The organism is Campylobacter rectus (assembly GCF_004803795.1).
Taxonomy (GTDB): Bacteria; Campylobacterota; Campylobacteria; order Campylobacterales; family Campylobacteraceae; genus Campylobacter_A; species Campylobacter_A rectus.
The window spans coordinates 2,520,080-2,542,238 of sequence record NZ_CP012543.1 but is presented as its reverse complement, the minus strand read 5'-3'; the positions used below and the strand labels follow the sequence as shown (position 1 = coordinate 2,542,238).

Here is a 22,159-nt window from a genome sequence, read left to right as displayed (position 1 = left end):
TTTAAATAATAATAGCTATCAATTTTTACCATATAAAATTCAAGAAAAACTAAGCAGATTTATATAAATTTTTAAGCCGTCGTCTGCTATAATTCTCCCTGTAATTCGGATTTAAGGCTACTTAATACATTCAAGCAGCTCATAGCCGCCACCGGCGGGTAAAGAGCAAAAAATCAATAAATAGTAACATTTTACAGGTGTTTAAAAAATATGATATTTATCAATGTTTTTTAAACAAGAGATTTCAGGCTAGGGCGTATTATGCCCTTAAATTTCAAATTACGTAAAAATTGTTTGAGTGAAAGACCCCCCCCCCTTTTTTTTGTCCGAATTACAAATAAACAAAATCAGCAACGCGTTTTTGCGAAAGCAAAAGATTTTTGCTTGCAAGCTCGCAACTGCAAACAGACCTAAGCGGAGCGAGCAAAAGGAGTTGTTAGATGAAAAAAACAATTATAGCATTTTTAGTTGCGCTTTCGGTAATCCTTGCGGGTTGCAGCGCTTTATTTAGCGTTGGTCATAGCAATACCAACACTATAAACCAAACAAATCATAAAAAATAAAAAAGGATAAAAATATGTCAAGATTTCCAGAAATACCAGGACGAGGCAATAGCTCATCCGGCTTTGTAAGACCTTTATCTGTTTACAATAACCTAACCCAAGAAGAAAAGCAGTTTTATGCCGATGTATTAAATTCTATCTTTTTTGGAACCATAGGTAATGTTCAAGCAAGCCAAGTGACGCCAAAAGTCGCTAGAGCAGCAGACTTTTTATAGCACAAATCGTTAATTGTTCAAAAGCTATCGTAGAAGCACTCAAAAAATTGGCTCTTGGGCCAGCTTTTTCAGCTATTTATGATGCCGTTTTGCAAGATAATACAAAATATCAGAATTACTCATTTGTAAAAAGATTTATTATAAAAAGAGTAAGCTCTTGGGCATTTGGTCGGTTCATTGACTATATATTCAAAGATAAGATATTTAGCGGCTGCGTATCCGCGGTTAATGTTAAGTGGAAAAGCTATATGGGGCTTTTGTTGTATGGTATGATTGACGATTTACCATATTAATTAATATTGGATGTAATACCAACCATTACCGGTATTGCATCCAACAAAAAACAATATAAAGCAAACGAATGCACAAATGGCAAAAATATAAGCAGATTTATCATTCGATATTAAATTGGCAGGATCTTTAATTATTATATATACATATGCAGGTATTACATAATATAAACCATCCGAGGTACATATCTTTCTTTCCTGAAAATTAATTCCATATATAATTAATCCAATAATAACAATATGAGAAACAATTGATATAAGCCTATAATACATAATTCTCCTAAAATTTGCCTTTTAATCTAAAAAGTATATCATTTTTGATTAAACTTATACTAGAAATAGTATAAGCATAAAAATTTAGCAGTTCTATAATTAAAAAGATGAGCAGGAAGGACGCCGCTAATCTTTAGTTTAGCTAAGACCCGGGCTTAAATCGGCAAAGCAACGACGACTTAAGTGTGCCGAATTTTATAAAAACGGTAAAATACTAGATGAATGTGAGATCGCACCCTGCAGATGGGATTTATAGTGCCCCGATCCTTACGGCCAAGAGTGAAAAGAAAAATCAGCCCGATCCGGATCAGCGGCCAACTGTTCAAGACAACCCGACCCAAATCAACAAATAGTAACATTTTACAGGTGTTTTTAAAACGTGATATTTATCAATGTTTTTTAAACAAAAGATTTCAGGCTAGGGCGTATTATGCCCTTAAATTTCGAATTACGTAAAAATTGTTTGAGTGAAAGACCCCCCCCCTTTTTTTTGTCCGAATTACAAATAAACAAAATCAGCAACGCGTTTTTGCGAAAGCAAAAGATTTTTGCTTGCAAGCTCGCAACTGCAAACAGACCTAAGCGGAGCGAGCAAAAGGAGTTGTTAGATGAAAAAAACAATTATAGCATTTTTAGTTGCGCTTTCGGTAATCCTTGCGAGTTGCAGCGCTTTATTTAGCGTTGGTCATAGCAATACCAACACCATAAACCAAACAAATAATAAGAAATAAAAAGGATAGAAAATGAGTGATATAAATTTAACGCAAGATCAAAGAGATTCATACATTGAAGTTATTACCCAAATTTTAGGAGTAAATGCCGTAAATGTAACGGCAGATAATCTTGATTTAGAGATTATAACAGAGGTAGATAATTTTATTAAAGAAGCGCAAGATTGCACCAAAAGAATTAGAATTGTTACAAATCTATTTAAAAGTTTGACAGACATAAGGAAGCTGGCTTTTACTGTTGTTAAGGAAATAGTAAAAGGTATAAAAAATAGTTATATATGGGCTCCTTGCTACTTTGTTTTAAAACCAAAATATGTCAGTATAATTGGTGGTTTATTTGCTAAAAAGGGTGGCGGAACAGGCGTAGTTTATTAAAATTTTAGCCTCTTTGCTATCTTGCAAAGAGGCTATTTTCTACTACAAGATAGACCATCTCCTTCAAGCTTGCAGGCTTTACCAAAAAAATATTTTGATTTTTTATTAAATTCGGATCTTATTTTTTTATCCTTGGCGTCATGCGCTAAATTTGAGTATCTAAGCCCTAAAAATAAGCAACCTTGCCAATAGTTAAGCTCGCAACTTTTCTCAAAATATTTAAAATATTCTTCATCAAATTTTATGTTTATATCAAAATTGCTATCTATATCTTCGTTAGCCATAATTATAATTTCCCCCATTCCAAAGCAAGACTGTGCAATGTTATCATCACACTCTTTAGAGTATTTTTTAGCAAAAAAATCCAAAGTTTCATAACACATATCTTTATTTTTTTGACTACTGTTGCCGGAACAAAATTTGAAAATATCGTCTCTCTCAAATTTCTTAATATTATCCTCCAGCTCCCCGGCACTCAAATTTAAAGAGCATAGCCCGGCAACGATCATAGCTAAAACGGTTTTTTTCATTGTTTTCCTTTTGGTAAAAATGACCGTATTATATCAAAAACATACCGATCCATTAAGCTTACACTAAACAAATAGTGTAACAAAGTATAAGCATAAATTTAGCGGCTTTACAATTAAAAGGCTGAGTAGGAAAAACGCCGCTAAGCTTTATCTTAGCCAAAAAACCGGGCTTAAATCGGCAAAGCAACGACGACTCTGTCGCGCAGTAATTTTAGCTCTTTTGCTAAGAATTTATAGAGCTATTATATAACTTTTAGGTTAAAATGCGGCAAAATTTGTGCGGTAAGCGGGTTTTTAGATCGAAGATGGAAAAGCCAAATAGGTCTTTTACTTTATGGTATAATTGACGAATTACCATATTAATTTAGTGTGCTGCGACTTATTTGATCGCGGCGCAAGAAAATGTGTTTTATATATGAAGAAAATATTATCTTTTTTACTGCTTATAATGTTTTTTAGTGCCTTAATACTATATTTAAATCCGATTAGAAAAGATGGCATTATTAATATGATAGATATACGTGGTTTTATTGTTTTAATATTTTTCTGTGCATGTTTAATGCTAGATATAGATTTTGTCGAAAATATTTTAGAGACTCTTTATAAGAAACCAATTGTTTTTATAATGCTTTTGTTTATTACTATTTATTTGTTTATTAATATCAACTATTAAATGACAAACTACCTACAAATTTAGCTGCATTCTCGCCCAGGTAATTAAATATAGCAAGACGTCAACGATCCATTAAGCCTACACTAAACAAATAGTGTAACAAGGTATAAGCATAAATTTAGTGGCTTTACAATTAAAAAGCTAAATTAGGAAAAACGCCGCTAATCTTTATCTTAGTCAAAGATCCGGGCTTAAATCGGCAAAGCAATGGCGACTATAAAATAGCCAAGTAAGAGGCAAAGTAACAGGATTAGATATTAATATATATTAAATAATAGTGTTGTTTTAAATAATAATAGCTATCAATTTTTACCATATAAAATTCAAGAAAAACTAAGTGAATTTATATAAATTTTTAAGCCGCTATCTGTTATAATTCTCCCTGTAATTCGGATTTAAGGCTACTTAATACATTCAAGCAGCTCATAGCCGCCACCGGCGGACAAAGAGCAAAAAATCAATAAAATAGTAACATTTTGCAGGCGTTTTTAAAACGTGATATTTATCAATGTTTTTTAAACAAGAGATTTCAGGCTGGGGCGTATTATGCCCTTAAATTTCGAATTACGTAAAAATTGTTTAAGTGAAAGAACCCCCTTTGTCCGAATTACAAATAAACAAAATCAGCAACGCGTTTTTTGCGAAAGCAAAAGATTTTTGCTTGCGAGCTCGCAACTGCAAGCAGACCTAAGCGGAGCGAGCAAAAGGAGTTATTAGATGAAAAAAACAATTATAGCATTTTTAGTTGCGCTTTCGGTAATCCTCGCGGGTTGCAACGCTTTATTTAGCGTTGGTCATAGCAATACCAACACTATAAACCAAACAAATCATAAAAAATAAAAGGATAAAAAATGAATAATGATAAACAAGAATTATATTCAACTATGATAAGAGACTTATTGGGAATTAGCATACCTCCTGAAAAAATAAACGAGAAAGTTGAAAAAGAACTTCATGACTTTATTGATAAAGTCTCAAGATGTTCAGAAATAACAAGTAGATCTTTTGAATATTTAGCAAGCATACTTCCCATATTATTTGCAAGTGCTAGTCTCATATTAGACGCTCATGATATTTTAGAAGCAGTAGCTGAATTTGAAGGAGAACTACAAGGGGCTAAAAAAGGATTTATAGGATGCTATTTTGTCCTTAAAAATCAATACATACAAAGAATACAAGGTGCAGTTGCTGGCATAGAAGTATTTAAATAAACAAAGTTTAGTGTGCTATTTTAGCACACTAAAAAAGATTTTTTTTCATTTCGTCACAGTCTTTTTTTGTTATTTTACAAAGTTTATTTAGGTATTGTATAGTAGTATCTTTATATTTATTTTTTAGCTCTATAACAATTTCTGATCTATATTTTAACAAGTATACTGTTGCAACTGCTCCGCATGCCTCTACGGCACTTTCAAGATTTTCAGGATTAATCTCGGAATCGCAGGCTTTTTTTGCATATTTTAAAAAATCTAGTTTATTTTCATTAGAAATATTAACGAGATAAAGATTGTAGCAGCTTTTGGCTTCGCCGGCATTACATTTTTTTTCTATCTCGCTGAAAGTATTATCGAAACATTCGCATGCTACTTGATCTTTTTTGTTTTTACATTCTTCGTGAAAGTAAAACATTCTATTTTGTATAATATCCTGTTTGTCTACATATAATTCTGGAAAATGCTTTTTGCAATTATCTGCGAATAAACTTAATGGCAATAACAAACATAAAACCATAAGCGATTTAATTGTATTTTTCAAAACTGACTCCTTGTTTTGTGATAATTTTTAACATTCGAAAATCGAGCATTTTTTATTGCTTAAACTATTTATTATATTTTAAGTATTTAATCTATCTTGTAATTTTAACAATTTATACCTTAATAATCAAAATTATAAGCAACAAGCGCTAATATCTGCCTTCCATCTGGATCGTGGTCAGTAGATTTTAATTCGAAAATAATAGAACTCATAATTACGATCCAAGAAAAAAGTGATTAATTGGCATATCATAGTCTTTTTCAAATCAGTCATTTTAATTCACTTAAATTTTTATCTATCATTATAGCACAGATCTCCATTATTTACACGCAATCCCGCAATGATCATAGCTAAAACTATTTTTTCATTGTTTTTCTTTAAGTAAAAATGACCGTATTATATCAAAACATACCGATCTATTAAGCTTACACTAAACAAATAGTGTAACAAGGTATAAGCATAAATTTAGCGGCTTTACAATTAAAAGGCTGAGTAGGAAAAACGCTGCTAAGCTTTATCTTAGTCAAAGATCCGGGCTTAAAATCAGCGAAGCAACGACGATTCGGTTGTGTGCGGTAATTTTAGCTCCTTTGCTAAGAAATTATAGAGCTATTATATAGCTTTTAGGTTAAAATGCGGCAAAATTTGTGCGATAAGCGGGTTTTTAGATCGAAGATGGAAAAGCCAAATAGGTCTTTTACTTTATGGTATAATTGACGACTTACCATACTAAGCTAAATATGTATTCTTGCAGAATTTTCTGCAAGAATACAATATGAAAAAATAATAATAACACCGCAAACCCAAGCCCTATACAATCTCTAGCCGAATGTTTCAAAATAGATTCCCTGTCGAAAATAAAAGCATATAAATACCAAAATAAAGCGACTACCAAGAGATAATCAAAATACTGAGGATTGCTCTTAAGCTTATATATAATCATAAATATAATTAATAAATTTAGTATAAAACCAATCTTATTAAAAATTGAGCTCATTAAAAAATCCATAAATATACATTTTTCATAAAAATTTAGTTTTATATTTTTTTAGAGCATTATATCATTTTTAATTAAGCTTATACTAATAACAATGTAATACTATGTGTTATTAACATACAATATTACATTAATTTAATAACTTATAAGTATGAATTTAGCGGCTTTACAATTAAAAAAAGGCGGAGCAGAAAAGACACCGCTGAGCTTTAGTTTTTAAATCGGCAAAGCAACGACGACTCTGTCGTGCAGTAATTTTAGCTCTTTTGCTAAGAATTTGCAGAGTGGTTATGTAACCGATAAAAATGAAAAGTATAAAAGATGACGCAAGCAGAAAGAATAGAGGATTAAAAGAGATTTTGATTATATGGAAAAGTCAAATGGAGCCATTGCTATACGGCATTATAGATGAGCTTGCTTATTGATTTTTTCTAAAAATCTTAAAGTGCTAGAATATCCCGTATCTAAAATAATGGAATATTCTTATATTGTGCTATTTTTGGAAATATATTTATCTTCCATTGATATCGTCAAGAAAAGATGACATGCTATATGATATAATTCCGGAAAGCATCATTACAAGCACAAACCAAGCCATTCCTACGCTTTTTGCATAAAATAAAAATATTATTATAGCGGCTATACATACAACTTTGATTTTTCCCATAAAGATACCTAAAAATTTATACTTGAGTATTATATCAAATTTTATTTTTCTCATTCAAAAATTTTTATTCATACACAAGCCTATTTTATAAACTCAAATCTATAATTCATCGGTTTTATAGAAATAAAATACAGTGCGATACCGCTTGTATCTTGGCTAAAGGCTCTGCAAATTTGTCAAATTTGTTTATGTCGGCAAGCCGCAGGTAGTTAGTAGGGGTCGTCATTCGCGCTGTTTGCGAGGTTTTTGAGATCGGCAAAGCTATCTGCGCGCGGTTAAAGCAGGCGTGAGCGCTAAGTTAAATTTTTACTTTAGCTAAATGGTAATATATTTTGCAGTAAATGTGCTTACGAGAAGCGCAAATTTGCCGATCTATAAAAGCTATGCCCTTAAAAACAACTCAAATTTTAAGCTATTTTAAAAAAGCGAAATGAGGCAAAACTCACTCTATCCCGTCCAAAAGCGGTACAAATAGGCACTCTTCAAGCGTTTTTTGCGTTATCTTGCCGCAAGCGTCTTTTTTAAATTTGACGATAAATTGTTTGCCGTCTTTTTTGATAGGAGCTACTAAAATGCCGCCGTTTTTCAGCTGATTGAAAAGCGTCTGAGGCACTTGCCGCGCTGCCGCCGAGAGCAAAATCCTGTCGTAGGGCGCGTAGCTTTTCCAGCCGACGTTTCCATCGTCAAATCTCACGTGGATGTTGTGGATTTCGAGTGCTTTAAAGCGCTTTTTAGCTTCTGTTGCGAGCTTTTCGATGCGCTCGACGGTAAAAACCCTGTGCGCTAAATGCGACAAAATCGCCGCTTGGTAGCCGCTACCGCAGCCGATTTCTAGGGCGTTGTCGATATCTTCGGCATCAAGCGCCAGCGTCATTTTGATGACCGTCAGCGGCGAGCTGATCCATTGATTGCCGCCGATGGGCTGTGCATCCAGGCTGTATGCGTGCCGCGTGACGGGCGCAAAGATCTCGCGCGGAGTGTCGCAAAGAGCCTTGTAAAGCGTCGGCGTAAGCGCGACTATATTGCCGATTTCATCGGCCATATTTATGCATTTTGATTTTTCAAGAGCGGTCATAAAAGCCCCAAATTTCGTTTGGTTTCAAGGATCAAATTCGGGTCGAATTTGACCTCTTTCGCAAATTCGCCGCTCGGCAAAAACACGCCCGAAAACTCCAAATCAAGCGAGCTCGCGGCTACGACGTAGCAGCTATTAGCAAGCGCTAGAGCCTTGCAAAGCGTAAGGTATGCGTCCTCGCGCGCTTTGCCCCACATCGCGGGCACCAAAATGATATCGCAGCCTTTTAGCCGCTCCCAAAGATGGGCAAATCTAAGTTCAAAGCAAATTAAAACGCCGATTTTTAGCCCTTTAAAATCAAAAGGCCTTATCGCCGCATCGTCTCCCGCGGCAAAAATTTCGTGCTCTAAATTCGGGCGAAAAAGCTTTGATTTATTTTGCGTATAAAAGACGTTTTGGCTATTTAACAGGATAAATTCGTTATAAATTTCGTTCTTTTGCGCCTGCGTGTTCGAATTTTGCGCGAGCCCTTTGGCGCGGTTTAGGCTCGTTAGATGCGTGAGTCCGAGAAATTTATCTGTACTTAGCGCTTCTTGCACGGCTTTAAAAAGTATAGCATCGAAGCTACCGATCGAGTCGCCCGGCATCGCCCCGTTTGCTCCGCTAAAAAATCCGCCCGTATCATACCCGCTCACGCACAGCTCGCCGGCTAGGATGACCGAGTTTCTAGGTGCGGCGGCGATTTTTCCCAGCAGTTCGTCTTGTCTTTGTCGGCAAGTCGGCGCAGTTAGGACGATAGGGCATAAATTCGGACTAAAAGTCGTCAAAACTGATGCTTCCTTTGCTATAGTTTGTCACTTTTGCTTCAAAGAAATTTGACTTCTGGTCGTTAAATTTAGCAAAATCATCGACCCATTTTATCGGGTGGCGGGCGTCGTAGCGGCGTTTTAGTCCGATGGCGACCAGACGCTGGTCGATGAGGTAGCGGATGTATTGCTCGATGATATCGTCGGTAAAGCCCATGATCTGGTTTTGCGTGATGTATTTGCCCCATTTGATCTCAAGCTCGCCTGCGCGCTTGAACATATCGTAAATTTTAGCTTCCATTTCACTCGTGAAAAGATCCGGACGCTCGGTGCGGACGCTATTGATCATATTTTGAAAAAGCAGCAGATGCGTGATCTCGTCGCGCTGGATAAAGCGAATCATCTGCGCGCTGCCTAGCATCTTGCCCGCACGCGCCAGCGCATAAATCGCCGTAAAACCGCTGTAAAAATAAATGCCCTCTAAAATTTGATTTGCCACCATAGCTAGCAGTAGCTTTTCGTCCGTCACTTCGCCCGCTAGCTCCTCATAAACGCTTGAAATGTAGTCGTTCTTCTCGCGTAGCACCTCGTCGTGCTTTTCCATCTCATAAATCAGGTCGGTGTTGTCGCAGATGGCCTCGACCATGACGGCGTAGGACTTGGAGTGGTTGGCCTCCTCGTAGGCCTGGCGCGCCAAGCAGGCGTTGATCTCGGGTGCGGTGATGTATGGGTTGATGTTGTCGGCTAGGTTGTTGGTCTGGAAGCTATCCATCGAGATGAGCTGACTCCAGACTAGGTCATACATACGCTTTTCGGCCTGGGTGAGGCTGTAGGCGTAGTCGCGCACATCGCCTGACGTATCGACTTCTTTTGGAAACCACGTGTTGGCCTCCATCAGATCCCAGAGCTTGAGCGCCCATTGGTATTTTGCTTTGGTGAAATTTAAAATGCCGTGCGGATTGCCGTTAAATACGCGGCGATCGGTCAAATTTTCATTTGAGCCCGGGTTGTAGATTCTTTTTCGGTTCATAAGTTGCCTCGGTTAAATTTGGGGCTGATTTTAGCTAAAAATTTATAAAAAAATCGTTAGATATCGCGGAGCTAGCCATTAAATTTAAGTCCGTTTAAATTCAACGGCTTTTAAATTTGTTCATTAAATTTGAGTCTCAGCAGCGGCACCGCAGCGATAAAGTCCCGCCTGGGCTCGGAGCGTAAAATAGGCTAAATTTGAAGTTAAAATTTGAGTGTAAAATTTCTGCGCATCCTCCAGCTTGCCCGTGCTTTCTAGTTCGCAAGCTTTTTTAAGATCGCTAAAAAAACGCTCAAATGTATTTTTGATTTCATCCGATAAATCATCATCAAGGTCCGCTATGCCAAGCTTTCGTTTGGCTTGCATGCCGTAAAATGCCGCAGTCGCAAGCTCTTTTTTTATTTCTTCGCACAGTTTTGTTTGTTCTTTTTGCTCTTCTATCAGCTCTAGGATACGGATCGACTCTCGTAAATAGCTTAAAGAGCGGTTTATGTAAAAGCTAGCTTGCCCCAAAGATTCTTGTGGCGTTTGCTTGCCGTTTTTACAGCGGTAAAGTCCCGCTTGGGCTTCGAGTTTGAAGTATCCCAAGCCCGCTTTTGCTAGCAGTTCTTCGTATATTTTGGTCGCGATTTCAAATTTTTCTTCGCTTTCGGCTCTCATACCTTCTTTTATCAGCCAAGCCAGTTCCTCAAACCTCACACGTTTTTCTTCGCTGCCGTCCAGCTCCGCACCCATACTATCGTCCAGTTCCGGATAGGTTTTGTATATCTTCTTTAATCCGTTTCCAACATAAAACGATGAAAGTATCGTATATTCAGTATTTTTAAAATTTTTAGTTTCATTTAATATCTTGTTTGAAGCGCGGTTATTTTGCTTTCCGACTTCGTCTAAATATAGTTTTATTCGTTCAAATTCCGTCATTTTCATCCTTTGAGATAAAATTTAGCTTTAAATAAGGGCTAAACACTAAATTTAACACTCTTCTTTGGCTGATTTAGACATACATATTATCTATGCATCCACCTATGTTTGCAGGATCGTCCGCCATAACTTCATGGCAATGCTGCTCGCAAGCATGATAAATGCAATCCCAATCCTTTAATGGTATGGGTTTAACAACCATTTGTTTTGCAATTAAGGCGGTACCGCCGACAAGCGATGCGAATGCAACTGCGCCAAACAACTTTTTCATGATATTCTCAATATAATAAGAATTGATATCATAATTCTATTTTAATAAAACTTAGAGATGTATAAAATATAACATAATATAAAAACTTAAATTTGTAACAGAGCTAGATTTAGCTCTTATTAACGCTTTAGCTCGATTGCTCGCTGGAGCATTTCGTTGCTGGTCGTTATGCTTTTGGCATTGGCGTCGTAGGCTTTTTGCGTGACGATGATCTCGGTTAGAGCCTGCGCTAGATCGACGTTTGACTGCTCTAGCGTATTGCTGGCGATTTTCGCGCCGTAGATACTTTTGCCGCCTGCGTCTTTGTAGAAAAAGGCAGCGCCCGAGTTTGCGCTTTGCGAATAGATATTATCGCCCATTTTGGCAAGCCCTTGCTCGTTTTGGAAGTGATAGAGCGCGACTTTGGCCACAGAGCGGACTTGTCCGTTGGTAAATTGCGCCAAAATATTGCCCGAGTCGTTGGTGTAATAATCCTTTAAAATACCCTCACGCACGCCGTCTTGGGCGATCGAGATACTTTTTGCTTGCGCCGTGCTGGTAACGCCTGAGTAAATTTGCCCCGCAGCCGCAGGAGCGCCGAAGTCCAGCTTGATTTGCGAACCGTTATTATCTATCGCGCTCAAAGTGGAGCCGGCGAGCCTACCGTCTAGGCCGAAATTTAACTCCCCTTTAGAGTTTGAGATCACGGCTCCGCTTGCGTCTTTTACGGTTGCCGCCGCGTCCCAAACCGCGCCGTTAGCGCCCTGCGGCACGCGTTTTGTTAGCGTTAGCTCAAGGGTGTTTTTCGTGCCGTCCGCGTTTAAAAGCTCGGTTACGAATTTTTCTTGATTTGCCGCTTCTTTCGTCGTTTTTATCTTAGCTTGCAAATTCGGTGCCGCGGCTAGGTCGAAATCGTTTTCAAATTTTTGACTTATACTCCAGTTGCCGTTTTCGTCGATCGGGGCGCTAAATTCGGCTGTTTTGCCGTTCGCGTCGGTTGCCGTTACGGTGATTAGATCGCCTTTTCTCGGGCGGGTTATCGTAGCATCCGCCGTGACTCGTCCTCGTAAATTTATAGTTCTAGAGGCGTTATCTATGTTGCTGGTATAGGTCGCAGCACCCAGCGGCAGGGTAGCCGGCTCGGTTTTAAGGGATGAGTCGAGATTTCCTTTAAAAGTCACTTTCGAGGTCGGCTTGGTCGGCAGATACAAAAACTCCGGTAGCTTGATTTTACCCTGAGAGCCGATGTCGCCGATGTCAAGATCGGTCGTATCGGCGCTTGGCGTGTAGGCCTGCGTGACCGCGGCTTTTGAATTTATCCTGCCGAAAGCCTCTATCGCGCCCTGGCTCGGAGTAACCTGCGTTAGCGTGTTTTGCGTGCCTAGGACGTAGTTGCCTTGATTTGTCACGAGGTATCTGTCTTTATTCACGCCAAAGCTTCCTGCGCGCGTATAGTAGGTGTCCATGCCGTTTGTCACGCCGAAAAATCCCTTGCCCCCGATCGCCATATCCAGGACGTTGTCCGTCTTCATAAGCGGTCCTTGCTTGTAAAAGCTAAGCGCCGTCGTCATACCCGTAGCCCCCAGACCCACTTGATCTTGGGTCGGATTGTTTCCCGCCTTGAAGGATGTTTGGTAAAAGATGCTCTTAAATTCGGGTATCGAAGCGGTGTAGCCGACGTTGTTTATGTTGGCGATGTTGTGCGCCCAAACGTCCATACTAAAACTTTGCGTCTTAACGCCGCTAACGCCGTTATATAGGCTTCTTACCATAGATTTATCCTTTTTTCGGCTCGGTAAATTCTTTGACTTTGTCGATGCTGACGTATTGTCCGCCGACCTTTACCTGCGCGACGCCGTCTACGAATTTGACGCCTTCTACTAAATAGTTGCCCACGCCGCCGTTTTTTACTTTGCCTGCGGTATCGACGTAGCTGATCTCTACGGAGTAGGTGCCTGCTTTTGCTTCGTTGCCCGAGCTATCTTTGCCGTCCCACTCGAAAGTATTTGCACCGGCTTTCGCTTCGCCGAATTCCAGCGTTCTTACGAGTCTGCCGTTATTGTCTCTGATGTTTATTTTGCCGCCTTTTGCCGCGCTTTCTAAAAAGCCTACAAAATTGACGCCCTTGCCTTCTTCTTTTATGATGCCGCTGTCGCCGATTTTAGCCATTTTGCCTAGCACGCTGACGGCATACATATTGGTGCTGTTTTTTAACTGGTCGGCTAGCTTTTGCATCATTTTATTCGTATTTTCTTGCATTTCAAGCGCGGCTAGCTGGCTGGTTTGAGTTAGCATTTTTTCCGTATCCATCGGGCTTGTCGGGTCTTGATACTGAAGCTCGGTCAAAAGAAGTTTCATAAAAGCGTCCTTGTCTAGCTGGGCGTTTGGGTTGGTGCCTGCGGCCTTTTGCAGGGCGTCCGCCGATTTTTTGGCGGCTTGGTTGTTTACCGTGAAGTTATTTGTTTCTAGTCCGTTTGCCATCTTTTATCCTTTAAATTTTGTATATTTTAAGCAAATTTGATTCCAAATTTACACGTAGCGCGGAACGACCAGCTCTAAACGAGGTGCGATTAGCTCGCCTTGTTCGGCGTCTTCGGCGCTAAATTTGGAGCCTTTGTAGTTTTTTTGCCCTTGCTCTTTTTTTTGCTGATTTTGGTCGCTAAAGTTCATCTCAAGCTCGGTAAAGCCCATATTTACGAGGCTGTTTTTAAACTCGGCCTGATTTTGTAAAAAGAGGTTCATCGTCTGCGTATTTGAGTTGAAATTTATATGCAGATTGTTGCCGCGATTTACCATCATAATCTCGACTTCGCCTAAATTTAGCGGATTTAGCGTGATGTTAAAGCGCATAAACGGCGATTTATAGGCTGCGACTTGCTCTTTTAAATTTGAGCTAAAGTTATCAAACGTCTCGCGCACGGCCCCTAAATTTTTACTTTGAGCCTTGGCGTTTGAGATGATGTCTTTTACCATCGCGTTTAGCTCGCTATTTTCGCTATCGCCGCTTTGCGGTTCGGTTAAAATTTGCTCCCGGGCGCCCTCGCGTTCCGAAAATAATAAATTTTGTAAATTTATCTTTTTTGCGTCTAAATTTAGCCCCGATTTTTCGTTTTTTGCGGAGGTTAAATTTAATTCGCTTTCCGCTTTTGGACTTGGTTTTTGTTTTTTGTCTTTCGAAATCGACTCTTTTTCGCCCGCATTTTCATCTGTATTTTTTGCCGCCTCGCTTAAAATTTTGGCGTTTTGGGCCAAATTTTGCGTATTGTTTTCTACTTTTGCAGCCGCGGTTTCGGGTTTATTTTGCGGCTTTGCCTGCTCTTCTTGCACGGCGGCGAGCAGTTTATTTAGCGTATCTTTGGGACTCTGTTCTTTGGCGTTTATAGTCTCTTCGACTTTGTTTTTTAGCTCGCCTAAGGCCAAATTTTTCTTAGGCGTTACCGGCTCAAAGAAATCTTTTTTTGCCAAATTCGGGAATTTTTCACTTAGCTCGTCGGCCTGAACTTGCGTCACTTCGATATTTTCCAGACCTAAATTTAGCTTATTTGCGATCTCGATGAGCTCGTTTAGATTTTTGGCCCCTCGTAGCTCGTTTAGTATGGTTTCGTTTGAGAGCGCTTTGGCTAGGCGGTTTTCAAAATTTGGAAATTTGCTGATTTTCTCGCCGCCGCTAAGCATCTCTAAAATTTGCAAAAGCTGCATAAAAGTCGCGTTTTCAAACAAATTTTCAGCCGCTTCCTCGCCTAAAATTTCTTTTACGTCCGTGCTTTGGATTGGCGCTTTTGTTTGCTGATTTTGAGTCGTTTGAGCGGATAAATTTACGGCCTTTGCCATCTCTTTTAGATCTTTTTCGCTTAAATTTTCGCCTTTTTTAGCGGCTGCATCTAGCACCATAGAAAGAAACTCGCCATCCTCTTTGCCGCTTTTTTGCGAGCTTTTACCCTGCTTTTTTACGCCGCCTTTGATGCTCGCGTCAAAGGATAAGATATCGTTTTGCGTCATTTGCATAAAAACCCTTTAAATTTAACTTCCGTAAGCTATGCAAGAAGCGTTCCAAAAGAGCTTTATTATTTTTATAAGGAAAATTTGGCTAAAATCAGACCTATTTTAGAAAACGGAGAAAAATTTGGAAAAGATACGAAATATCGCCGTCATAGCCCACGTCGATCACGGCAAGACTACGATGGTGGACGAACTTTTGAAACAATCGGGCACTTTTAGCGAGCACCAAGCCGTCGGCGAACGCGTGATGGATAGCGGCGACATCGAGCGCGAGCGCGGTATCACAATCCTCTCGAAAAACACCGCTATCCGCTATAAAGATACGAAAATCAACATCATCGACACTCCGGGCCACGCCGATTTTGGCGGCGAGGTGGAGCGCGTGCTAAAGATGGTCGACGGCGTTTTGCTGCTCGTAGACGCACAAGAAGGCGTAATGCCACAGACTAAATTCGTCGTGAAAAAGGCGCTTTCGCTCGGCCTTCGTCCGATCGTCGTCGTAAATAAAATCGACAAACCCGCAGCCGATCCCGATCGCGTGATAAACGAGATTTTCGACCTTTTCGTAGCGCTTGAGGCAAACGACGAGCAGCTGGAGTTTCCCGTCGTTTATGCGGCGGCTAGAAACGGCTACGCGAAGCTAAATTTGGCCGACGAAAACGTAAATATGCAGCCGCTTTTCGAGACGATTTTGTCTCACGTTCCGGCTCCTAGCGGCGATATAAACAACCCTTTGCAGCTTCAGGTTTTTACGCTTGACTACGATAACTACGTCGGTAAAATCGGCATCGCACGTATCTTCAACGGTAAAATCTCTAAAAATCAAAATGTGATGCTCGCTAAAGCCGACGGCACGAAAACGACGGGTAGGATTTCAAAACTTATCGGCTTTTTGGGTCTTGAGCGTCGCGACATCGACGAGGCGCAAGTGGGCGATATCGTGGCGATAGCGGGCTTTGAGGCGCTGGACGTCGGCGATAGCGTCGTGGATCCAAACTCTCCGATGCCGCTTGATCCGCTAAAAATCGAGGAGCCTACGCTTAGCGTCGTATTTAGTGTAAACGACAGTCCGCTAGCGGGCACCGAGGGCAAGCATGTAACCTCAAACAAGCTCGACGAGCGGCTATCGGGCGAGATGAAAACAAATATCGCGATGCGCTACGAAAACATCGGCGAGGGTAAATTTAAGGTTAGCGGCCGCGGCGAGCTGCAAATCACGATCCTGGCCGAAAATATGCGCCGCGAGGGCTTTGAGTTTTGTCTCGGACGTCCGGAGGTTATCGTTAAAGAGATCGAGGGCGTGCGCTGCGAGCCGTTTGAGCTGCTAGTGTGCGACGTGCCGGACGAGTTTAGCGGTACCGTGATCGAAAAACTCGGACGCAGAAAGGCCGAGATGGTCTCTATGCACCCGACCGGCGACGGGCAGACGAGGATTGAGTTTGAGATCCCTGCGCGCGGCCTCATCGGCTTTAGAAGCCAGTTCTTGACTGATACGAAAGGCGAGGGCATCATGAACCACAGCTTCCTTGAGTTTCGCCCGCTCATCGGTAGCGTCGAGCACCGCAGCAACGGCGCTTTGGTATCTATGGAAAGCGGCGTGACGCTAGCGTATAGCCTTTGGAACTTGCAAGATCGCGGCATACTTTTCGTCGATCCGCAGACCAAGACCTACGTGGGTATGATCATCGGCGAGCACAGCCGTCCAAACGACCTCGACGTAAATCCGATCAAGGGCAAAAATCTCACCAACGTACGCGCTAGCGGCTCTGACGACGCTATTAAGCTCGTGCCGCCTAGAAAGCTCAGCCTAGAGCGCGCTTTGGAGTGGATCGAGGAGGACGAGCTAGTCGAGGTTACGCCTGCAAACGTGCGCGTGCGCAAACGCTATCTTGACCCGACCATGCGCCGCAGAATGGCAAAAACCAAAGAATAAATTTTACAAATTTAGCCTGCAAATTTGCATTTTTGCGCGGTTTGCGGGCTAAAATTACCGCTTAAATCAAAAAATTTATCTCCGATCGGCCAAGATCATATCGCAGGCTTAAATCCGCTCTTTAAAATTTCTTTGCCGAGCGACGGACAAAATAAACAAAAACGCAGACAAATTTAGCTCTTAATCGCTATCTTTTACTTTGCCTCGTTTGCGTTTTCGTGCCGCCGCTTGTTTTCTTTTGCATTTATGCATCGCGTATTTTCGCTCATCGCTTTAGCAGGCAAAATTTGATCGCTAAAGAAAAATGCCGATAAGCTAAGGCTTGAGAGTGAGCTACAAGACAAATGCGGATAAATTTTAGCCTCCGTTTTTATCCGTCAAACCTTACTTTTCGTCCTCGAAATTTAAAATTTTAGCCCCATTTGGCTATAATCAGCCCCAAAAAATCAAAGGAGCAAAAATGTACATCGTCCTAGGCATCATCGCCGTTCTCGCACTCATCGTTATCTCGGTCTACAACTCGCTGGTAGGCAAGCGCAACCAAGTCTCAAACATCAGATCGGGCGTCGATACGCAGCTAAAAAGGCGCTTTGACCTCATCCCAAACCTCGTCGCCACCGTCAAGCAGTACATCACGCACGAGCGCGAGCTGCTAGAAAACATTTCCGCGCTTAGAAGCGGCATCCAAAAGGCTGCGGGCGACGAACAGAGATTTGCGCTAAACGGCGAGCTGTCAAACCTCATCTCAAAGCTCAACGTCGTCGTCGAGAACTACCCCGAGCTCAAAGCCAACGAAAACGTTATGCACCTGCAAAAGACGCTAAACGAGATCGAGGAGCAGATCTCCGCCGCGCGCCGCGCCTACAACGCCGCCGTGACCGACTACAACAACGCCGTGGAGATGTTTCCCTCAAACATCGTCGCTAGCTGGGCGAGGTTTCATAAGGCGGCATTTTTCGAGGTGCCAAAGGGTCAAGACGATCCGCACGACGTGCATGAGCTCTTTAACCGCTAAATTTGCAGGTATTTCGGCGTGAATTCGAGTTGAAATTTTATAATTTCGATAAAATTTGATGCTAAATTTGCTCAAATTTTAGCCGTTAGCAGCTTTAGAACTAAACATCGTGCAAGTTTGGGTTAAATTTGACGCGGTTTTCGGACTAAATTTAGGCGGGCGAGACCCTGCTCGTTAAAACTCAAACGGCTTTACGACGCTAAATTTACTGCCAAGATAAAGAAAAAGCGCGTGAATTTGAGCTTAAACCCGGAGCGAATTTTAAAACTAAAAGCGGTAAACAGCGAAATTTAACGTAAATTTAAGCACCGCCCCAAACCCTAAAGCTAAATTAAGCGCAAAAGCAAGGCTTAGCAAATCGTTAAATTTGAGCTCGTAAATCGCTTTTTAACGATATGCTTGAATTTAAGGTGAATTCGGACGGATAAAAACGGCACTAAACTGCGAATTTAAGCGTTTGAAGAGAATAAAATGCAAATAAAGCGGCTTAAAGGCAAAAAGCTTAAAAAAGTAAAACGCCGCTCAAGAGGTCGTCGCCACAAGCGAAAATTTTACGGCAAAAGGCTCAAAAAATATGCGCGCTAATAGCCGAGAGGCGAAAAATAAAGTAACCAAAAGAGCGTGCAAACCCTTTAAAAGCAGCTTTTTAAGAAAAATTTAAAAATTAGGAGCGAAAATGGATGATTTGGTCTTGCTAGAGCTTGAGCGGCAAAAGGTTTTACGCTCGCTTTTTAGGCTAAAGCTCACCTGCTTTTTTGTCGCTACGGCGGTGGCTTGGCTGCTTTATCTAGCCGCGCAAAACGCCGCTCTTAGCGCGGGCGCGTTTGTGGCTTGCGGGGCTGCGATGTATTATTTTTTCGAGAGCATTTTTACCGATAGCTTTACCTTTAAATTTAAGCGAAAAGTCGTAAGGAGCATCGTGGAGGATTGCGGTCTCACGTATTATCCGGGCGACTACGTAGAGAGCGATTATCTTTATATGATTTATGATTTTGACATCGATAAATACTCGGGCAACGACCTGATTTTCGGGCAGATAGAGGGCGTGCGGGTCAAATTTAGCGACGTAGAGGCGCTAAGCATCAAAGAGGATATTCGCGGAAACGAGACGCACAGGATACTTTTTGCGGGGCTTTTGTTTGTCGCGGATTTTCCTAAGCGGCTAAAGGGCGTCACACAAATTTGCAGCGGGACGGATGATTTTAAGGACTACGGCGGCAAACGCGCGAGGATGGACGACGCGGAGTTTGAGCGGCTATTTCGCGTCTATACGACCGATCAGATCGAGGCTAGATACGCGCTCACGCCTAGCATGATGGAAAATCTAAAGCTGCTAAAAACGAGATTTCACCGCCCTATAAACATCGTGCTAACCGGGGACAAAATCTGTATAGCGATCCGCACCGGGCGCGATAACTTTGAGCCCGATCTACGCCGTCCGCTTGTGGGCAAGGGGGCGAATAGATTTTACAAAGACGAGATCGGCGGCTTTTTGCGTATCGTCGAGGAGCTGCGGCTAAACCGTAAAATTTGGCTGGATTAGAGCTTGGCGGACGCGAAAATTTAGCGGAAGCGCCTTGCCGCAATTTCGGACTTTGCCGCGTGTTTTGTGCGATTTTGCGCGAGAGGTTTTTGATTTTGCTCGCGCTTTGATTTTAGAGGCGCCGGCGGCTTGAGCTTTGTTTGAGCGTTTTATGGATAAAAGAGCGCGGAATTTGCATAGATTGGGTTATAAATTTGAATATCCGCACGCGCCTGCGGACTTAGCGTAACGACAGGGTTTTAAGCGTCAAATTTGCGTTTGTATCGGACAAATTTTAGGCGGCATAACCCGTATCTTGAAAATGCAAGCAAACGGTCGCGAATTTTATGAGCAAGCGCTAGTCGCTACGCGAATTTAGGAAATTTAACGGCGGCTTGGGGCTTAATTTAGCGTATGAATATGAATCGCATAAATTTGATAAAAATCCGAGCTCGTTAGCAAAATTTATGCTTAAAAACGGCAACTAAGTCGGATCGGTCGGCGACGAAACCGGTGAGCGTTGAGGTATGGCGACTTCAAGCTCGGTAAAAGAAAGGCGCTTTTGACGGCGTCTTGCGCGGGCAAAAGCGTTACGATCGAGCAAAAGGCCGTCCGTGCGAATATTTCCACTACGGGTTTAAGCCAGAGAGATTATGAGCTTAAATCGGCGCAAATCAATTTATCTGTGCGGTAATGCGAATAAATTTGGTGCAGGGACGGGAGCGGAATTTGCGACGAAAGTCTTATTTGTCGCGCAGTATCGTCAAAAAGCGATAAACATAAAGCGGCGATGACATAGCCCGCTCGCTCGTCAAAAACATACGGCAGGAGCGATACGCGGTAAGATATTGCAAAAATCCAAACCGTAAAATTTATGCAAAAACGGCGGAGATAAAACCGCAAGCGGCGCGGATCGCAATGCAAATTTGCCAAAGTCGGTAGCGCAACCTTAAATTTGACGCATTAAAAAATCTCGCTCCGATAAAGCGGGCAAATTTGACGAAAGTCTAAAACCAAGCTAAAATTCGATTTTTGAAAATTTGTATTCGGCGAAATCTTAAGTGCGGGCTAAATTTACGCGAGTAATGCAAATAAACCGAGTGCAAACAACGATAAAAACGCGAAAGGAGACAGGATGAAGGGCGTAGCGATAAGCGAAACTATGATAGTCGGCGACGACGGGAAATACTATAAATTTAGCTTCGAGGAGGTGCGCTCACAGCGCCCGAGCGGCGGCGAACGGGTAGCGTTTAAACCCGACGGAGAATTTGCGCTGGAGGTGTTTATAGTCGTGGATGAGGGCGAAAAACGCGCGACGAAAGACGTCAGAAGCAAGGAGACCAAGCAAGCGCTAAAGGAGAGCGAGGTATTTGAGCGAGCAAGAGTGCTTGGCATAGTCTCCGGTGTCGCGCCGTCGGCGATTAAATTTTATGCGTATTTCATCGCAGGTTACGCGGGACTGGCGCTGCAAATCGCGGATAACCTCGCCGTGATAGCGGGCGCTATGCTGACCTATCTCGCACTCGGCGGCATCGCGAAACTCTCTCGTAGCGACAGCTTGCACGTAAATTTCGGCAAAGCGATGATCGTGATGTTTGTCGGACAAGTTACGGCGACGCTGGCGTCCTATATGGCGAGCATAGAACATCCGCTCGCTAAGCTCGTTGTTGTCGTAACTCTGCTGCTTTTGATCTACGTTGCCGTCGTCTGGTCGAAGGTCTTTTTCGAACTCGCGCGACTAACCAGAAACGGGCTTTTTCGGATCTATGTTTTTACTTTTTTCGCGGGCGAACTACTATGGGCGAGCGGGATTTTAGCGATATTTGGCTTCTTTCTCCTGATTGCTTCGTTTTTCATCTATATCGCGGCTTGGGTGAAGACGGACAAGGTCGGCGAGGCGAAGGACGAGGGACTTTTTATGTATTAAATTCGGGCGCGACGAGTTTGATTTCGCCTCGGCTTAGTTTATTTTGGCTTTGTCCGCTTGTTTGGGAGCGTTATTTTAAGCTCGACTTGGATAAATTTAGCGTGTTACGGCCGATTGCTTTGCGTTCGGCGGTTTATCTTGCGTAGTCGAATTCGGCGCCGTTTTCGCACGGTAAATTTAAATGCGTCCAGGACGGTTTGTACGGGTTAAATTTGAGCCGGGCTTGGGCTTTTAGATTTTGTCTAAAATTTGAAGTATCTTGGATTTGCGGGCTCAAATTTGACTTGCTGCGTAGAAATTTGCTCAAATTTGAGTAGTTTATAAACGGCGATTTTCGGCTTTTGGTGGGTAAAATTTATTCAAGAGGCGATGGTTTTGACGGCGCGGTATCGGCTAGGCTAAATTTAAGACGGCAGCCTTTGTCTCCGTCACCATTGACGATTTGTATCGCCGAGAAATAGGCTAAATTTAAGCGCTTTGCGTAAGGTTTCGCGAAATAAGCGTAAATTTTGGCATAAGTAAATTTATTTTGGGCGAGCCGTGACCAAAAAGTAGTGCTGTTTAGCTAAGATCGCTCGGCGCAGGGCTCATTCATCTTTGCTTTTTTCATAAAGACGCAAATCGGTAAGCTCGCCGAAATAAGCGGAACCGGCTTTGATTGGCCAAGCAGCA

20 protein-coding genes are annotated in these 22,159 nt (G+C 41.8%); 9 read left to right on the top strand and 11 right to left on the bottom strand.

Annotated elements, in window-relative coordinates:
- The first annotated feature begins 440 nt into the window (after positions 1 to 440).
- From CRECT_RS13040 to CRECT_RS12145, 4 genes are all read left to right on the top strand, one after another.
- Positions 441 to 563: a hypothetical protein gene (locus tag CRECT_RS13040; protein WP_257792182.1), complete on the top strand. Its 123-nt coding sequence runs from the start codon at positions 441 to 443 to the stop codon at positions 561 to 563.
- 14 nt (positions 564 to 577) lie between these two features.
- Positions 578 to 778 (top strand): hypothetical protein, encoded by a 201-nt coding sequence (locus tag CRECT_RS12150; RefSeq protein ID WP_039888858.1) that lies wholly within the window; start codon positions 578 to 580, stop codon positions 776 to 778.
- A 1,171-nt stretch (positions 779 to 1,949) separates the two neighbouring features.
- Entirely contained in the window at positions 1,950 to 2,072 is a 123-nt protein-coding gene (locus tag CRECT_RS13035; RefSeq protein ID WP_257792181.1) for a hypothetical protein, read from the top strand.
- A gap of 12 nt (positions 2,073 to 2,084) precedes the next feature.
- Positions 2,085 to 2,447 carry a hypothetical protein gene (locus CRECT_RS12145; RefSeq protein WP_039888829.1) on the top strand — a complete coding sequence of 121 codons (363 nt, stop codon included), beginning with the start codon at positions 2,085 to 2,087 and terminating at the stop codon, positions 2,445 to 2,447.
- Positions 2,448 to 2,479: 32 nt separating this feature from the next.
- Here CRECT_RS12145 and CRECT_RS12140 read toward each other — a convergent pair whose 3' ends face one another.
- Positions 2,480 to 2,977, bottom strand: coding sequence for a hypothetical protein (locus CRECT_RS12140; protein WP_004320914.1), 498 nt, complete (start codon positions 2,975 to 2,977; stop codon positions 2,480 to 2,482).
- A gap of 1,524 nt (positions 2,978 to 4,501) precedes the next feature.
- On the opposite strand from CRECT_RS12140, the gene CRECT_RS12135 reads away from it, so the two are divergent.
- Entirely contained in the window at positions 4,502 to 4,861 is a 360-nt protein-coding gene (locus CRECT_RS12135) for a hypothetical protein (protein ID WP_039887924.1), read from the top strand.
- A 28-nt stretch (positions 4,862 to 4,889) separates the two neighbouring features.
- Here the strand turns inward: CRECT_RS12135 and CRECT_RS12130 are convergent, their stop codons facing one another.
- From CRECT_RS12130 to fliK, 10 genes are all read right to left on the bottom strand, one after another.
- The gene (locus CRECT_RS12130) at positions 4,890 to 5,405 is read right to left on the bottom strand and encodes a hypothetical protein (RefSeq protein ID WP_157752364.1); all 516 of its coding nucleotides are present in this window, start codon (positions 5,403 to 5,405) and stop codon (positions 4,890 to 4,892) included.
- Positions 5,406 to 6,913: 1,508 nt separating this feature from the next.
- Positions 6,914 to 7,069, bottom strand: coding sequence for a hypothetical protein (locus CRECT_RS12125; protein WP_157752365.1), 156 nt, complete (start codon positions 7,067 to 7,069; stop codon positions 6,914 to 6,916).
- A gap of 442 nt (positions 7,070 to 7,511) precedes the next feature.
- Positions 7,512 to 8,144 (bottom strand): protein-L-isoaspartate(D-aspartate) O-methyltransferase, encoded by a 633-nt coding sequence (locus CRECT_RS12120; RefSeq protein ID WP_002944285.1) that lies wholly within the window; start codon positions 8,142 to 8,144, stop codon positions 7,512 to 7,514.
- A complete protein-coding gene (locus CRECT_RS12115) occupies positions 8,141 to 8,911 on the bottom strand; it encodes a carbon-nitrogen hydrolase family protein (protein ID WP_002944234.1) in 771 nt (256 codons plus the stop codon). Before CRECT_RS12115 ends, CRECT_RS12120 begins: the two co-directional genes overlap by 4 nt.
- Complete coding sequence (locus CRECT_RS12110; protein WP_002944265.1) at positions 8,898 to 9,920, bottom strand: ribonucleotide-diphosphate reductase subunit beta; 1,023 nt, start codon at positions 9,918 to 9,920, stop codon at positions 8,898 to 8,900. Before CRECT_RS12110 ends, CRECT_RS12115 begins: the two co-directional genes overlap by 14 nt.
- Before the next feature lie 123 nt (positions 9,921 to 10,043).
- Positions 10,044 to 10,841 carry a hypothetical protein gene (locus tag CRECT_RS12105; RefSeq protein WP_002944105.1) on the bottom strand — a complete coding sequence of 266 codons (798 nt, stop codon included), beginning with the start codon at positions 10,839 to 10,841 and terminating at the stop codon, positions 10,044 to 10,046.
- Between the two features lie 73 nt (positions 10,842 to 10,914).
- A complete protein-coding gene (locus CRECT_RS12100) occupies positions 10,915 to 11,112 on the bottom strand; it encodes a hypothetical protein (RefSeq protein ID WP_039887928.1) in 198 nt (65 codons plus the stop codon).
- A 119-nt stretch (positions 11,113 to 11,231) separates the two neighbouring features.
- The gene (locus CRECT_RS12095) at positions 11,232 to 12,863 is read right to left on the bottom strand and encodes a flagellar hook protein FlgE (protein ID WP_002944218.1); all 1,632 of its coding nucleotides are present in this window, start codon (positions 12,861 to 12,863) and stop codon (positions 11,232 to 11,234) included.
- A 4-nt stretch (positions 12,864 to 12,867) separates the two neighbouring features.
- Positions 12,868 to 13,572 carry a flagellar basal body rod modification protein gene (locus CRECT_RS12090; protein WP_002944117.1) on the bottom strand — a complete coding sequence of 235 codons (705 nt, stop codon included), beginning with the start codon at positions 13,570 to 13,572 and terminating at the stop codon, positions 12,868 to 12,870.
- Positions 13,573 to 13,620: 48 nt separating this feature from the next.
- Positions 13,621 to 15,096, bottom strand: a complete 1,476-nt coding sequence (fliK, locus tag CRECT_RS12085; protein WP_039887930.1) for a flagellar hook-length control protein FliK — start codon at positions 15,094 to 15,096, stop codon at positions 13,621 to 13,623.
- A gap of 118 nt (positions 15,097 to 15,214) precedes the next feature.
- On the opposite strand from fliK, the gene typA reads away from it, so the two are divergent.
- The 4 genes from typA to CRECT_RS12065 all read left to right on the top strand — a co-directional run bounded on the left by typA (position 15,215) and on the right by CRECT_RS12065 (position 21,487).
- Positions 15,215 to 17,023: a translational GTPase TypA gene (gene typA / locus CRECT_RS12080; RefSeq protein ID WP_002944071.1), complete on the top strand. Its 1,809-nt coding sequence runs from the start codon at positions 15,215 to 15,217 to the stop codon at positions 17,021 to 17,023.
- Positions 17,024 to 17,483: 460 nt separating this feature from the next.
- On the top strand, positions 17,484 to 18,038 hold the full coding sequence (locus CRECT_RS12075; RefSeq protein ID WP_002944192.1) for a LemA family protein: 555 nt from the start codon (positions 17,484 to 17,486) through the stop codon (positions 18,036 to 18,038).
- 676 nt (positions 18,039 to 18,714) lie between these two features.
- Positions 18,715 to 19,581, top strand: coding sequence for a DUF3137 domain-containing protein (locus tag CRECT_RS12070; protein WP_002944186.1), 867 nt, complete (start codon positions 18,715 to 18,717; stop codon positions 19,579 to 19,581).
- Between the two features lie 1,114 nt (positions 19,582 to 20,695).
- Positions 20,696 to 21,487 (top strand): hypothetical protein, encoded by a 792-nt coding sequence (locus CRECT_RS12065; RefSeq protein ID WP_002944052.1) that lies wholly within the window; start codon positions 20,696 to 20,698, stop codon positions 21,485 to 21,487.
- The last annotated feature ends 672 nt before the right edge of the window (positions 21,488 to 22,159 follow it).